The 12974-nt window shown below is 62.7% G+C and carries 16 protein-coding genes; 14 read left to right on the top strand and 2 right to left on the bottom strand.

Translation table 11 applies throughout. The annotated features are described in order from the left end of the window. The first annotated feature begins 28 nt into the window (after positions 1 to 28). The 5 genes from RNZ50_01980 (at position 29) to RNZ50_01960 (ending at position 4375) form a co-directional block, all read left to right on the top strand. Positions 29 to 244: a hypothetical protein gene (locus RNZ50_01980; protein ID MDT8853819.1), complete on the top strand. Its 216-nt coding sequence runs from the start codon at positions 29 to 31 to the stop codon at positions 242 to 244. Positions 245 to 322: 78 nt separating this feature from the next. Next, positions 323 to 1795, top strand: coding sequence for a phage portal protein (locus RNZ50_01975; GenBank protein MDT8853818.1), 1473 nt, complete (start codon positions 323 to 325; stop codon positions 1793 to 1795). Between the two features lie 4 nt (positions 1796 to 1799). Then, positions 1800 to 2936: an ATP-dependent Clp protease proteolytic subunit gene (locus RNZ50_01970; GenBank protein ID MDT8853817.1), complete on the top strand. Its 1137-nt coding sequence runs from the start codon at positions 1800 to 1802 to the stop codon at positions 2934 to 2936. A 6-nt stretch (positions 2937 to 2942) separates the two neighbouring features. Further along, positions 2943 to 3314 carry a head decoration protein gene (locus tag RNZ50_01965; protein ID MDT8853816.1) on the top strand — a complete coding sequence of 124 codons (372 nt, stop codon included), beginning with the start codon at positions 2943 to 2945 and terminating at the stop codon, positions 3312 to 3314. Between the two features lie 47 nt (positions 3315 to 3361). Next, positions 3362 to 4375 (top strand): major capsid protein, encoded by a 1014-nt coding sequence (locus tag RNZ50_01960; protein MDT8853815.1) that lies wholly within the window; start codon positions 3362 to 3364, stop codon positions 4373 to 4375. Between the two features lie 139 nt (positions 4376 to 4514). On the opposite strand, the gene istB is transcribed toward RNZ50_01960, so the two are convergent. Together istB and istA are read right to left on the bottom strand one after the other, a co-directional pair. Then, positions 4515 to 5276, bottom strand: coding sequence for an IS21-like element helper ATPase IstB (gene istB / locus RNZ50_01955; GenBank protein ID MDT8853814.1), 762 nt, complete (start codon positions 5274 to 5276; stop codon positions 4515 to 4517). A gap of 12 nt (positions 5277 to 5288) precedes the next feature. Further along, complete coding sequence (istA, locus tag RNZ50_01950; GenBank protein MDT8853813.1) at positions 5289 to 6827, bottom strand: IS21 family transposase; 1539 nt, start codon at positions 6825 to 6827, stop codon at positions 5289 to 5291. A 96-nt stretch (positions 6828 to 6923) separates the two neighbouring features. On the opposite strand from istA, the gene RNZ50_01945 reads away from it, so the two are divergent. The 9 genes from RNZ50_01945 to RNZ50_01905 all read left to right on the top strand — a co-directional run bounded on the left by RNZ50_01945 (position 6924) and on the right by RNZ50_01905 (position 12969). After that, positions 6924 to 7271 carry a hypothetical protein gene (locus tag RNZ50_01945; protein ID MDT8853812.1) on the top strand — a complete coding sequence of 116 codons (348 nt, stop codon included), beginning with the start codon at positions 6924 to 6926 and terminating at the stop codon, positions 7269 to 7271. Continuing rightward, positions 7268 to 7897, top strand: a complete 630-nt coding sequence (locus RNZ50_01940; protein MDT8853811.1) for a DUF6441 family protein — start codon at positions 7268 to 7270, stop codon at positions 7895 to 7897. Before RNZ50_01945 ends, RNZ50_01940 begins: the two co-directional genes overlap by 4 nt. Further along, positions 7897 to 8313: an acyl-CoA transferase gene (locus RNZ50_01935; GenBank protein ID MDT8853810.1), complete on the top strand. Its 417-nt coding sequence runs from the start codon at positions 7897 to 7899 to the stop codon at positions 8311 to 8313. Before RNZ50_01940 ends, RNZ50_01935 begins: the two co-directional genes overlap by 1 nt. A 26-nt stretch (positions 8314 to 8339) precedes the next feature. Next, positions 8340 to 9281, top strand: coding sequence for a phage tail tube protein (locus RNZ50_01930; GenBank protein MDT8853809.1), 942 nt, complete (start codon positions 8340 to 8342; stop codon positions 9279 to 9281). Then, positions 9278 to 9715, top strand: coding sequence for a hypothetical protein (locus RNZ50_01925; GenBank protein MDT8853808.1), 438 nt, complete (start codon positions 9278 to 9280; stop codon positions 9713 to 9715). Before RNZ50_01930 ends, RNZ50_01925 begins: the two co-directional genes overlap by 4 nt. A 41-nt stretch (positions 9716 to 9756) precedes the next feature. After that, positions 9757 to 9951 carry a hypothetical protein gene (locus RNZ50_01920; protein MDT8853807.1) on the top strand — a complete coding sequence of 65 codons (195 nt, stop codon included), beginning with the start codon at positions 9757 to 9759 and terminating at the stop codon, positions 9949 to 9951. Between the two features lie 203 nt (positions 9952 to 10154). Beyond that, entirely contained in the window at positions 10155 to 10850 is a 696-nt protein-coding gene (locus RNZ50_01915) for a hypothetical protein (GenBank protein ID MDT8853806.1), read from the top strand. Beyond that, positions 10841 to 12385, top strand: a complete 1545-nt coding sequence (locus RNZ50_01910; protein MDT8853805.1) for a phage tail tape measure C-terminal domain-containing protein — start codon at positions 10841 to 10843, stop codon at positions 12383 to 12385. The genes RNZ50_01915 and RNZ50_01910 overlap by 10 nt, the downstream gene beginning before the upstream one ends. Beyond that, a complete protein-coding gene (locus RNZ50_01905; GenBank protein MDT8853804.1) occupies positions 12382 to 12969 on the top strand; it encodes a hypothetical protein in 588 nt (195 codons plus the stop codon). Before RNZ50_01910 ends, RNZ50_01905 begins: the two co-directional genes overlap by 4 nt. Positions 12970 to 12974: the final 5 nt, after the last annotated feature.

Genomic DNA, 12974 nt, shown 5'->3' with positions numbered 1-12974 from the left:
AACACTTTTCACCCAAGGGTCAATTCATATGACGACAATTACCGACCTTAAAACCCGCCGTGACGCCCTCTCGGCGCAGCGTTCCTCAGGCGTGGCGCGGGTCAGTTACGACGGCAAGACCGTGGATTACCGCAGCATCGCCGAAATCGACCGGGCCATCGAGGTGCTGGACCGCGAGATCGCAGCGGCCGAGGGGCGCAAGATTATCCGCCAAGTGCGCGTGATCACCAGCAAAGGGCTGTAACGCATGGGCTGGTTTGATGGCTTTCGCCGCCGGGGAACTGGCGGTCCAAAAGACTTGCGAGCGAGACTGGAAGGGGCAATGTCGCAGCGACGCTTGCGGGGCTGGCAACCGCCCTTGGAGAATATCAACTCGCTGGTCGCCTCGGGCGGCTCGCGTCTGCTGGCGCGGTCGCGCGAGTTGGTGGTGACCAATGGCTATGCGGCAAATGCCTGCGAGGCTTTTGCATCGAACCTGGTGGGCGACGGGATCAAGCCGTCGTCGCTGATTGATGATCCGGCCTTGCGTGATCAGGTGCAGCGGCTCTGGCTTGCCTGGACCGATGAGGCGGATGCTGACGGTCTGACCGACTTCTACGGGTTGCAAGCGATGGTGGCGCGCGAGATGTTCGTTGCTGGCGAATGCTTTGTGCGGATGCGCCCGCGCCGGTCCGAGGATGGCCTGTTGGTGCCGATCCAGCTGCAGCTATTGCAGTCTGAGATGCTTCCCTTCGAGAAGACAGAGACCGCCGCCAACGGCAACCCAATCCGTTGCGGGATTGAGTTTGACCTGATCGGACGGCGTGTGGCGTATCACTTCCGGCGCCGTCACCCCGGCGACAGCACGGACCAGACCATGCCAGTGCCGCTGACGACCCGGGTGCCAGCCGAGGATGTTCTGCACATCTACCGCCCCATTGACGCGGGGCAAATCCGGGGGTTGCCGCATATGGCGCCTGCCATGGTGCGGCTGTTTTTGCTCGACCAATATGATGACGCCGAACTGGATCGCAAGAAAACGGCTGCGATGTTTGCAGGTTTCATCACCAAGACAGCACCAGAAGAGCAGCTTATGGGTGAGATTGAGGCGACCGATGACAGTGGTGCCACCGTCAGTCTGGAACCCGGTACGCTGCAGGTGCTGCTTCCGGGCGAAGACGTCAAATTCTCCAGCCCCGCCGATGTCGGTGGCGGCTACGAGGCGTTTCAATACCGGACACTGCTGTCGGTCTCAGCCTCGCTCGGTCTGCCCTACCATCTGGTCACGGGTGACGTGCGCCAAGCGAACTATTCCAGCCTGCGCGCAGAGTTGGTCGAATTCCGCCGAAGGGTTGAACAGCTGCAGCACGGTGTTGTCGCGCATCAGCTTTGCCGCAGGGTTTGGGCACGCTGGTTGGAAACGGCGGTGCTGTCGGGCGCCTTGGACTTGCCAGGCTTTGCGGGCGCGCCTGCGCGGTACCGCGCCGTGAACTGGATCCCGCCACGCTGGGATTGGGTCGATCCGCTGAAGGACATCCAGGCGCAGGTTCTGGCGATGGAGGCCGGGATTGTCTCACGCCGCAAGGTTGTTGAGGCGACGGGCTACGACGTCGAGGAAATCGACCGCGAAAACGCAGCCGACGCGGCGCGCGTGAAAGCACTGGGCCTGCAGTACCGCACCAGCCCTGGCGAGACGCAGGGCGCGCGGGCCACGCCCGCCACCCGTCCTGACCCGGGCAATGGCAATGGTGATGACAGCGGCAATGACGGGGACGATGGCGCAACGGCGTCCGATCCCGCCACACAACAGGAGTAACATCATGAACAGCTGGTACACGATCCGGGCCCAAGCCCAAACCCAAGCCCAAGCGATGGGCGCGGAGGTGCTGATCTACGACGAAATCGGAGCCTATGGCGTCTCGGCCAAGGGGTTTTTGGCGGAGCTGGGCGCGCTGCCGGATACCACGCCTCTGGCCTTGCGGATCAACAGCCCGGGCGGTTCAGTCTTCGACGCGGTGGCGATCTACAATGCGCTGAAGCGTCATGCCGGCGAGATCACCGTCTGGATCGACGGGATTGCGGCTTCGGCTGCCAGCTACATTGCAATGGCCGGTGACGAGATCGTCATGCCGGAGAATGCTTTCATGATGATCCATGATCCCTCCGGCCTTGTCATGGGCACAGCCACTGAGATGCGAGGGATGGCTGACACGCTGGACAAGATTGCGGGGAGCATGACCCGGGGTTATGCCGGCAAATCTGGCAAGCCTGAGACGGAGATTGCAGCCCTGATGGCTGCAGAGACATGGTTCGATGCGCAGGACGCATTGGATCTGGGGCTGGCCACGCGGATGGCAGAGCCAGTCCGTATTGCCGCCAGCTTCGACATCGGGCGCTTCCGTAATGCACCGCCAGTGCTTGTCGAGGCCGTCGAGGCGGCAGAGATTGGGGTGGGTGAAACTGTTGATAGTCACGACGGTATTCAGATCAGCGATCCGCTGTCGCGTGAGTCCGGTTCCACCGTTACGGACCCCAATAAGAGCGTCGAAGCTGCCGAGGCTGACCTTGAAGCAGGTCCAGACGCGGAACCCGCGCCGGATCCAGAAACTCTTGCGGCTGACAAGACTTTTGATCTGGGTCCAGAACCAGCTCCCCCCTCTGAGGGACGAAGCACTGTTGGAGTTGCCAACACTGCTGCCGACGCCAGCGCCATCCGCGCAGAGGCCATCGCGCATGCGCGCTCTGTGATTGATCTGTGCCGCCTCGCCGGTCAGCCGCAAATGGCGGGACGGTTCTTGGAAGAGGACAGAGGTCTTGATTGCATTCGCGCAGCCCTTCTGGCCGCCAAGGCAGATACCGATCCTGATATCAGCAGCGCCCATGCCCAACCGGGCTTGGCAAGTTCCACCCATCCTTGGGGCGATGTGATCGCCCGCACCTTCAAGTTGAAAGGATAAATTTGCATGACCACGCTCACCGAAGGCCCACACTCGGGCGGCTTCCTCGTTTGGGAAGTGCTGCGCGATTATACCCGTGAAACCACCACCATCGCCTCTGGCGCGGGCAAACTTGCTCCCGGCACAGTGCTCGGCAAAATCACCACGGGTGGTAAATACACCGGCCTCGCACCCGCAGCTACAAATGGCAGCCAAAACGCGGCTGGCATTCTCTGGGCTGCGATCGATGCAACGGACGCCGACACGGCCAGCGTGGTGATCTTGCGCGGCCCTGCCATCGTGAACCGCGCTGAGATCATCCTGCCCGAGGGCGCCACTGAGGCGCAGATCAACGCTGCCATCACGGCATTGGCAGCCCTTGGCATCATTTTGCGCTGAGCGATCGGCGCAGACCCATCATCCCCACCTGAATAGGAGGTCGGCTCATGGCCACCATGGACATCTTTGAAGGCGACGCCTTCAGCATCATCGAGTTGACCCGCGCGCTCGAAAACATCCCCTTCAAACCTGCGATCCTCTCGGGGGCAAACCTGTTTGGCGCGCGCGGTGTGCGGGCGCGTACGATTATGATTGAGAGCCGCAATGGCACGCTGTCGTTGATCCCGTTCTCGGAGCGCGGCTCGGCTTACGAACAACAGGTTCCCGCGCGGCGCGACATGCGGGCCTTTGTCTGCCGACAGTTTAAAAAGCAGGATGTGCTCTGGGCCTCAGAGATCCAGGGCATCCGTGACTTTGGCTCGGAAACCGCAACTCAACAGGTGCAAGCAGAGGTGGCGCGCAAGATGGGGCGGCTCAGGAATGACGCTGAGGCCACCTTTGAGTTCCATCTCTTCAACGGGATTCAAGGGGTGGTGAAAGACCCCAAGGACGGTGTGACCGTGATCAACTACTACACCGAGTTTGGCATCGCGCCTGCGGCGGAAGTGGATTTTGACCTCGACAATGCCACCCCCGGCTCGGGGGCGCTGCGCAAACGCTGCCAAGCCCTGATCGAAAGTGTTGAGGACAGTCTTGGCGGCCTCGCCGCTGGCCAGGTACAACTTCGCGCTGAATGCGGTTCGGGCTTCTTTGCTGATCTGGTCGCCCATAAGGAAGTGCGCGAGACCTATCTGAACACGGCGGCCGCAGCTGATCTGCGGGGCCGCGTCGGTGAAGCGGTCAGCTTTGGCGGTATCAGCTTCCACCGCTACCGCGGCGGCCTTGGATTTGGCGTGCCGACTGACAAGGCCTATTTTTATCCTGAAGGCGTCGACGGGCTGTTTGAGATTTACTACGCCCCCGCTGACACCTTCGAGACGGTCAACACGCTGGGCCAGCCACTCTACGCGCGGATGATCCCTGACCGGGATCGCGACGAATGGGTGCGCTTGGAGATTGAGTCGAACCCGCTGCCGATCTGCACCCGCCCGCAGGTGCTGCGCTCAGCACGGCGAACCTGATGACGGCCTTTGCTGCTGCTATCTGCGGATTTCGCGGAGAATGGGCGCTGATTTCGCGCGATCGTGGGCACGCGTTTCGCGCCATTCTGGGCAGTCATTTCACGGGATCGTGGGCAGGCTGGCCGACGCTTTCATGGAGTCAGGCTTGAACGATTTGGTCAAGCTTTTTTGTGACGGCGGAGCGCCTGCGCAGGCTTTCACCTGAGAGGGTGAGGCGGTGTGCGTTGTGAACGAGGCGGTCGAGGATGGCATCTGCGAGCGTTGGGTCGCCGATGGCTTCGTGCCACTGGTCAACGGGGAGTTGGCTTGTGACGATGGTGGAAGCGCGGCCGTGGCGGTCTTCGAGGATTTCCAGCAGGTCACGGCGCTCCGGGGCGGTGAGGACGGCGAGGCCCCAATCGTCAATGATCAGCACATCCATGCGGGCGATGGTTTTGAGGATGCGTTCATGGCGGCCATCGCCACGGGCCAGAGCAAGGGCCTCGAACATGCGCGGCGCACGTTGATAGAGGACGGGCCGCCCATCCCGGCACGCCTTGTGGCCAAGGGCGCAGGCGATCCAGCTTTTGCCCAAACCGGTCGGCCCGGTTATCAGCAGGTTCTCGTGCCGGGCGATCCAGCCGCCATCGGCAAGATGCGCCATGACACTGCGGTCAAGACCACGTGGGCTGCGCAGGTCCAGATCCTCGACGCTGGCATCTTGGCGCAGAGCCGCAAACTTGAGCCGGGAGGCCAGTTTCTTGGTGTCGCGCTCTGCAGCCTCGCGGTCGACCAGCAGGCCGAGACGCTCTTCGAACGAGAGGGCGTCGAAGGCGGTTGACCTGCGTTGTTCTTCGAGCGCCGATGCAATGCCGGTCAGGCCGAGCGCCAACAGTCGGTCGTGGGTGGGATGGGTCAGCATTTTAGTCCTTTCTCAATGGTAATAGCTGCCGCCACGAATGTTGGCGTGCTGGAGGGGGGCGACCTCTTCGGAGCCTTCCAGGAAGGCGCGATCGAGGCCGGTCTTGAGGATCGAACGAATGGAGGTGACGGTGCGGGCCCGGATGGTCACACCCCGCTGGCAGGCCGCATCAACGCGCTCCGGCCCATAGGTTTTGACCAAGGCCAGCACACCCAGGCAGGTGCGGAACCCCTGTTCAGGATGGGGGCGGTCAGCCATCACCATCTCGCAAAAGGCGGCGACGGCGGGGCCGGTCTTGGTTGCCTGCGCCAGCATTCTGGCCGGGGTCCATTCGGCAAAGCGACGATGGGCCGATGGCATATGGTCGGCCACGGTGACATGGCTGCGCCGCCCCGGGGTGCGCACGTGGCTCGCAACCCTCTGACCACGATGGAATATCTCGACCGTCTGGCCGCTTGTGCGAACATCGACCTCTTGTTTGATCAGCGCGAAGGGCACGGAATACCATGAGCTGTCGACCTCAACGTGATAGTCGGGTGCCACGCGGGCGCGCTTCCAGCGGGCGAAGACATAAGGTTCGGGCGGTAGGGGCTGAAGATTGGGCCGATCCAAAGTGGCAAACAGATCGGCGCGGCTGGCGCCATAGCCGCGCATCACGCGCATGTTCAACTCGTCCAGCAGCCGCCGGATCGCCACGTTCAACTCGGCCAATGAGAAGAACCGGTGGTTCCGCAGCCGCGCCAGAATCCAGCGTTGTGCCACTTGGACAGCCACTTCCACCTTCGCCTTGTCCCGGGGTTTGCGCGGCCGGGCGGGCAGAACGGCGGTGCCATAATGCGCCGCCATCTCGGCATAGGTCCGGTTCAGCCCCGGATCAAACCGGTCTGCCTTGATCACGGCGGACTTCAGATTGTCCGGAACCACCGCCTTTGGCACGCCGCCCAGAAAGGCGAACATCCGGATATGCGCGAGGATCCAATCTTCCAACCCCTCCGATGCCACCGCCTCGGCATAGGTGTGATTCGATGCCCCCATTGCCGCCACGAACAGCTTCATGGCCCGCGCTTCGCCGGTCGTGGGGTCGATCACGTCGATGGTGTCGCCGGCAAAGTCAACGAACACCTTCTCGCCGCCCACATGTGTCTGGCGCATCGTCGGGCGCACCCGACCCTTCCAAGCCTCGTAATGCGTGCAAAACCAAGTATAGGCAAAACCCCCGGGGTGCGCGGCACGGTATTCTTCCCAGAGCAGCATCCGCGTCACCCCAGGGCGGCGCAACTCGCGGTCAATCTCCGCCCAGTCGGGCACAAGCCGCTCCGCGTCCGGCACCGTGGGCGGGGCTGGAAACAAAAGAAGTTCAAGGCTGTCGTCATCGATCCCCTCCGGCAAGGGCCACGTGAGCCCGGCATGACGCGCCCGTTGGGTGTAGCTTCCGACGCTCCCCTTGCTCAGACCGAGGGAAGCGGCAATGGACCGCTCGCTCAGGCCTTGCCCAAGCTTCAATCGCAAAACATCTCGTATCCGGCGCATGTTCAATCGTCCTGTCGGCATCAAGCCACCCCTTCATTCCTGAAGGCGCAACTATCCTCAATTTGCCGACCAGACCTGCCCGCGATCCCGCGAAATCAGTGCCCAGCTTCACGCGAAATGACTGCCCATGATCCCGTGAAATCGATGCCCACCATCAAGCGAAACACGCATGCTATCGGTGCGCTGTTTGCTGATCCCAATATGTCGGTGGAAATCTGGCACCGAGACGGGGAGGGGCGCTTTACCCGTGCGCGGGGCATCCTGCGACGACCCGATGAGATCACCGAGTTCGGGTCCGCGCGGCTTTGGTCGGAAACAACGCGCATTGATCTGCGCGTGGCCGATATCCCCACCCTGCATCCGCAAGAGCAAATCCTGATCGGGGATGAGACATTCCTGATCCAAGGTGAACCTCGCCGCGATCGGGAAAAACTGATCTGGACCTTGGAACTGAGCCCCGCATGAAGATCAAGCTCGATCTTGCGCCTGATCTGATCGCGGCGATGGCGGCCGAGATCAAGGCAGGCGAAAAGGCAGTCTCAACCGCCATGTATGAGGCTGGAACGGGGCTGAAGACCGCTTGGCGCGCTCAGATCACCGGGGCCGGGCTTGGGCGGCGACTTGGCAACTCAATCCGGCTCGCCAGCTATCCCAAATCTGGTGACAGCCTGAGTGCGGCCGCCTTGGTGTGGTCGCAAGCGCCGGTGATCCTCCGCGCGCATGACACCGGTCCGCTGATCCGGTCCAAGGACGGGTTTTGGCTGGCGATCCCGACAGCGGCCGCGGGCAAGTCAGCCCGTGGTGGGCGCATCACACCCGGGGAATGGGAACGCAGGCAAGGTCTGAAGTTGCAGTTTGTCTATCGCAGGCGGGGACCCAGTTTGCTGGTGGCTGAAGGGCGGCTGAACAGCCGTGGGTTGGGTGTCGCGTCAAAGTCAAAGACCGGGCGCGGCGTCGCAACCATGCCGATCTTTTTGTTGGTGCCACAGGTAAAGCTGGCGAAACGCCTTGATCTGGCGCGCGATGCAGAGCGGGCCGTGGACCGCGTGCCAGGGTTGATTGTAGCGAACTGGGTTGAGGGCAAAGTCTGATGACACGCGAAACCATCCTGACCGCTCTTGCGGATCTCTTGCGGCTGATCCCGTTCGTGCCGGTTCTGCGCGGCGAGGTCCTGCCTGAACGCGTGCCAGCAGCTGGCCTTTTGATCCTGCGCGACGGTGATCCGGGCGATCCAGCGGTGACGCTGTCGCCGCTTTTATATCACTTCCAACATCGCGCGGAGCTGGAGGTCATCGTGCAGGGCGTGGCCCGAGATGCTGCTTTTGCCACGCGCTGCGGCCAGATTGGCGCTGTGATCTCTGGCGATCACACGCTTGGTGGCCTCTGCGATTGGATTGAAGCGGAAGCGCCGCGCCCGGTGGATCTGCCCGTCGAGGGCGCTGCGAGCCTGAAGGCGGCGGTGATCACCATCGTCCTGCATTACACCACCACCGGCCCACTGGCCTGACACCCCACAATAATGAGGAGACCCCCATGGCACGTGCGCAAGGCGCGCGGGCGCAGATGGCGCTGGCGTTTGAGACTATTTATGGCACCGCCCCGACCACGGGGTTCAAGCTGATGCCCTTTGCCAGCACCTCGCTTGGGGCTGAGCAACCGCTGCTGGCCTCGGACCTCTTGGGTTATGGTCGCGATCCGCTGGCCCCGATCAAAGATGCGGTGACGGCGGACGGTGATGTCTCGGTGCCGATTGATATCGAGGCGTTCGGGTTTTGGCTCAAGGCCGCCTTTGGCGCGCCCGTTACCAGCGGCACCACGCCCAAAACGCACACCTTCACCTCAGGGTCTTGGGCACTGCCGAGCTTCTCGGTGGAAACCGGCATGCCGGAGGTACCGCGCTATGCGATGTATTCGGGCTGCATGTTGGATCAGCTGAGCTGGACCATGCAGCGCTCGGGGCTGTTGACAGCGACGGCCAAGATCATCGCGCAGGGCGAGACGATTGCCACCGCATCAGGTGCGGGTACGCCGAACGCAATCGCGCTGCAGCGTTTTGGCCACTTTAACGGCTCCATCAAGCGCAATGGCACAGCCCTTGGCCATGTGGTCTCGGCAGAGATTACCTATGCCAACAACCTTGAGCGGGTGGAGACCATCCGAGCAGATGGCAAGATCGATGGGGCGGATCCGGCGATGGCGGCTTTGACGGGCAAGATTGATGTGCGCTTTGCTGACAGCGCGCTGGTGACCCAAGCCATTGATGGCGCGCCTTGCGAGTTGGAGTTCAGCTACAGCCTTGGGGCCAGTGCCAGCCTCAGCTTTACGGCCCATGCGGTCTATCTGCCCCGGCCCCGGATCGAGATCCAAGGGCCGCAGGGCATTCAAGCCTCGTTTGATTGGCAGGCGGCGAAGGGGACGACGCCTGCACGGCTTTGCACCATTGTCCTCACCAACTCAGTCGCGAGCTATGCATGATAGAACTTAACCTTTCCAACGGGCCGAAGTGGCTTGATCTCATCGCAGGCCTGCGTTTGCAGCTGCGCCCGCTGACCACCTCGCTGATGGTGGCCGCGCGCGCGGACCCTGCGATCCAAGGCCTTGCCACTGGTGCCAGTGATGATGAACGCGCCGTGGCCTTTGCCAAAGCGCTGGCCCGCTTGGCCATTCTCGAATGGGAGGGGGTGGGCGATGCGAGCGGTGTGCATCTTCCACCTTCTGAGGCTGCCATTGATGCCCTGCTGGATCTTTGGCCGGTGTTCGAGGCGTTCCAGACCCAATACGTCGCCAAAGGTCTGTTGATCGATGCGGAAAAAAACGGCTTTGCGCCCTTGCCGAGTGGTCCTTCGGCGGGGGTGACGCCTATTGCGCCGCCTGCCAGCAAGACTGCCTCGACTGCCCCAGCCGCGTAAACGCACCGCAGACGTATGAAGGCTGGCAGGTTTGGGACCTGGTGCAGCGCTTGGGCGGCCAGCTGCGGCTGGCGCAAGGGCCGTCAGGCAATGCGGTGATTGGCTGGGACATGGCGGCAGCCTTTGCGCTGGCCTCTGCGCTTGGGCTTTCGCCGCTGGCTGTGGCCGAGATGCTACCGGCTGTAGAGGCGGTGATGGTTCAGAAACTTAACGAGAGAATGGAACAAGGGCTATGACCGAAAAACGGGTCTCTGTGCGCCTCTCGGCCAGCGGCGGACGGCAAGTGCGCGCCGAGCTGGAAGGTGTGGGCGATGCGGGCAGCCGCGGCTTTGGTAGGCTGAGCCGGGAGATGGATCTGGCCAATGCGCGGCTTGCGGCCTTATCGCGCCGGGCGGCCCTTGCCGCGGGCGTTATGGCTGCGGCCACAGTGGTGGCGGGAGTGGCCATGATCCGCTCTGGCCTGCAAACCGTCGATGCGCAGGCCAAAATGGCGCAATCTCTGGGCACCACGGTGGAAAGTCTGCAAGTGCTGGACCGGGCCGCTGATCTCTCTGGCGTCTCGATGGGCAATGTCGAGCAGGCCACGGTGCAGCTGACAAGGCGCCTAAGCCAGGCAGCGGCAGGTGCTGGCCCTGCCGTCCAAGCGCTTGACCGCCTTGGTCTGTCTGTCAGCGCGCTGCAAAGCCTGCCGCTTGATCAGCGCATTGCCTTGATCCAGGACCGGCTGGCGGAGTTTGTGCCCGAGGCCGAGCGCGCGGCGGTTGCGTCACAGCTCTTTGGCGACCGCGCAGCTTTGGTGTTTACGCGCATTGATACCGCCACGCTGCGCCAAGCCACCGCTGACGTGAATGATTTTGGCATTGTTGTCTCCGAGCAGGACGCAGACCAGATTGAGCGCACCAATGATGCGCTGTCGCGCCTCGGACTGATCTGGCGGGGTGTGTCAAACCAGCTGGCAGTGGCTGCGGCCCCGGGCCTTGAGGCGGTGGCCAATGCACTGGCGGCGGTATCCAAAACCACGGGACCGCTGGGCCAAGCGATTGCGGGTGTCTTTGACAACCTTGGCAGGCTTGGTGCTTATGCGGCAACCTTTGCGGCCTTCCTTGCGGGACGCTGGTTGCCGCAATGGCGATAGCGGCGCTGTCGGTGCGCGGGCTTGCCACAGCCCTTGTCATTTTGCGGGGCGCGCTGATCCGCACCGGCATTGGCGCGCTGATCGTGGGCGCTGGTGAGTTGGTCTATTGGTTCACCCGGCTTGTTACAGGTGCTGGCGGCTTTGGCGCCGCGATGGGGCTTTTGAACGACGTCGCGGTCGAGGTCTGGAGCCGCATTAGAATGGCCGCGAGCTCAGCTGGGGCCGCGGCCACCGCGATGTTCTACGATCTGAAAGCGGATGCGGCCATGGGCATGGCGTCCGCAATTGAAAGCGTGGTGGGGTTTGGTAATGCGACAGCCAACACCTTTGAAGGCGCTCTTCTGGCCGTGAAGGCAATCTGGTCGCGCCTGCCTGGCGTGATTGGCGATCTGGTGTTCACAGCGGCCAACCGCATGCTCGACGGCATTGAGGCAATGCTGAACGGAGCCCTCGGGCGGATTGATGCTTTTACCGGCAAGATCCGGGATGCGCTGGCAGCCGTAGGGATTGAGACCACCTTTGGCCAGATTGGCGAAATCAGTCTTGGTGATATTACAAACCCCTTTGCGGGGGCCTCGGCCGAGGCGGGCACGGTGGCGGCAGAAGCGTTCCAGCGCGCCTTTGCCAAAAACCCCCTGACCGCCCCTGATCTTGGTCTGAGCGGCCTTGCCACTGACGCGCTTGCGACTGCGAACAGCTACCGCCAGGCAGCGACTGATCTGGCCGCAGGGGCCACAGCGCCGCTTGCAAGTTGGCAGGCGCTCAAAGATGCCGTAAGCGGCAGTGCTGCTGCGGGGGCTGATGCGCTTGATGAGGCACAGGCATCGGCCTCAGGCGTTGCGGAGGCGCTGGACGGTGCAACAAGCGCGGCAAACTCTGCAGGTGGGGCGGTCAAGAGCGCCGCCGAAGTGGCCAAAACCGGCTGGGCGGCCGTCTCACAATCCTTGGCGGACTATTCCAAGCAGGCGATGGACTGGGGCAAGGGCCTTGGCAGCACTTTGGTCAGCGGCTTTCAATCGGCTGAAACTGCGTTCAAGCAATTTATCACCACCGGCAAGTTCGACTTCAAGTCCTTGGTGTCTTCAATCCTCGCTGATCTGGCAACGCTGGCGTTCAAGCGCGCAGTTTTGGGACCCATTGCCAGTGCGCTGTCGGGGGCGTTTGGCGGTGGGGATATATTTGGCTCGGTTTTGCATGCAGGCGGCATGGTCGGGACTGGCGGAACCAGCCGCAGGGTTCCAGCGCTGGCCTTTGCCGCAGCACCGCGCATGCATGCTGGAGGCTGGGCGGGTCTGAAACCCGATGAGGTGCCCGCAATCTTGCAGCGCGGCGAGCGGGTGTTAAGCCGCAGGCAGGCAGCGGGCTATGGCGCAGGCGGGGCGGCACCAAACATGTCGATCTCAATTGACGCGCGCGGCGCACAAATTGGCGTGGCCGAACAGATTGAGGCCCGCCTGCGCGCGGCACTTCCTGAAATCGCGCGCATCGCCAAGCAAAGCGTCGCGGATGGGCGGCGACGGGGTCAGGCGATATGACAATTGCAGTGTTGCCACTGGTGCTGGTGTCCGCACTTGAACGGCGTCTGGTTACCTCCGTGGCCGAGGCACGCTCACCCTTTACCGGCACGTCGCAAATCCAAGACTGGGGCGCATCATGGTGGGAGTACCAGATTGAGATGGCGGTAACGCAAGGTGCCAATGGCCGCAGCCTGTCTGCGTTCTTTGCCGCTTTGGGCGGTTTGCGGGGGCGGTTTTTGTTTCCTGACCCAACGATTGAAGTGCTGGTCGGGGTGGGTAATCCTTATGTTACCGAGACGCAGGCGGCGGATGCTTTGAGCCTGCGCACCGCAGGCCGGGGACTTGGTCTGCGCGCAGGGGATTTCTTTCAGCTAGGGTCCGAGGCCACGACGCGGCTTTATCAACTGACGGCGGATGTGACGCCGGTTGGCAGCGAGGCGGAGCTGGCGTTTGTACCATCCCTGCGCAGTACCGTTCAGCTCGGCACGACGATCGGCCTGAATGCCCCATCCGTTCTTCTTCGGCTAACGGCGCCGGTGCCGACGGTCATTGGCCGGGCGGATCAGCATCGGTTTACGATCTCAGCCCGAGAGGCGCTTTGAACTGC

It is taken from the genome of Paracoccaceae bacterium Fryx2 (assembly GCA_032334235.1).
Taxonomy (GTDB): Bacteria; Pseudomonadota; Alphaproteobacteria; order Rhodobacterales; family Rhodobacteraceae; genus JAVSGI01.
This window is presented reverse-complemented; position numbering and strand designations above follow the sequence as displayed.

Excerpts from the sequence above, each read along its gene's own strand:
- RNZ50_01980 (MDT8853819.1), top strand. The coding sequence starts at position 29 with ATGACGACAATTACCGACCTTAAAACCCGCCGTGACGCCCTCTCGGCG.
- RNZ50_01975 (MDT8853818.1), top strand. The coding sequence starts at position 323 with ATGTCGCAGCGACGCTTGCGGGGCTGGCAACCGCCCTTGGAGAATATC.
- RNZ50_01970 (MDT8853817.1), top strand. The coding sequence starts at position 1,800 with ATGAACAGCTGGTACACGATCCGGGCCCAAGCCCAAACCCAAGCCCAA.
- RNZ50_01965 (MDT8853816.1), top strand. The coding sequence starts at position 2,943 with ATGACCACGCTCACCGAAGGCCCACACTCGGGCGGCTTCCTCGTTTGG.
- RNZ50_01960 (MDT8853815.1), top strand. The coding sequence starts at position 3,362 with ATGGCCACCATGGACATCTTTGAAGGCGACGCCTTCAGCATCATCGAG.
- istB (MDT8853814.1), bottom strand. The coding sequence starts at position 5,276 with ATGCTGACCCATCCCACCCACGACCGACTGTTGGCGCTCGGCCTGACC.
- istA (MDT8853813.1), bottom strand. The coding sequence starts at position 6,827 with ATGCCGACAGGACGATTGAACATGCGCCGGATACGAGATGTTTTGCGA.
- RNZ50_01945 (MDT8853812.1), top strand. The coding sequence starts at position 6,924 with ATGACTGCCCATGATCCCGTGAAATCGATGCCCACCATCAAGCGAAAC.
- RNZ50_01940 (MDT8853811.1), top strand. The coding sequence starts at position 7,268 with ATGAAGATCAAGCTCGATCTTGCGCCTGATCTGATCGCGGCGATGGCG.
- RNZ50_01935 (MDT8853810.1), top strand. The coding sequence starts at position 7,897 with ATGACACGCGAAACCATCCTGACCGCTCTTGCGGATCTCTTGCGGCTG.
- RNZ50_01930 (MDT8853809.1), top strand. The coding sequence starts at position 8,340 with ATGGCACGTGCGCAAGGCGCGCGGGCGCAGATGGCGCTGGCGTTTGAG.
- RNZ50_01925 (MDT8853808.1), top strand. The coding sequence starts at position 9,278 with ATGATAGAACTTAACCTTTCCAACGGGCCGAAGTGGCTTGATCTCATC.
- RNZ50_01910 (MDT8853805.1), top strand. The coding sequence starts at position 10,841 with ATGGCGATAGCGGCGCTGTCGGTGCGCGGGCTTGCCACAGCCCTTGTC.
- RNZ50_01905 (MDT8853804.1), top strand. The coding sequence starts at position 12,382 with ATGACAATTGCAGTGTTGCCACTGGTGCTGGTGTCCGCACTTGAACGG.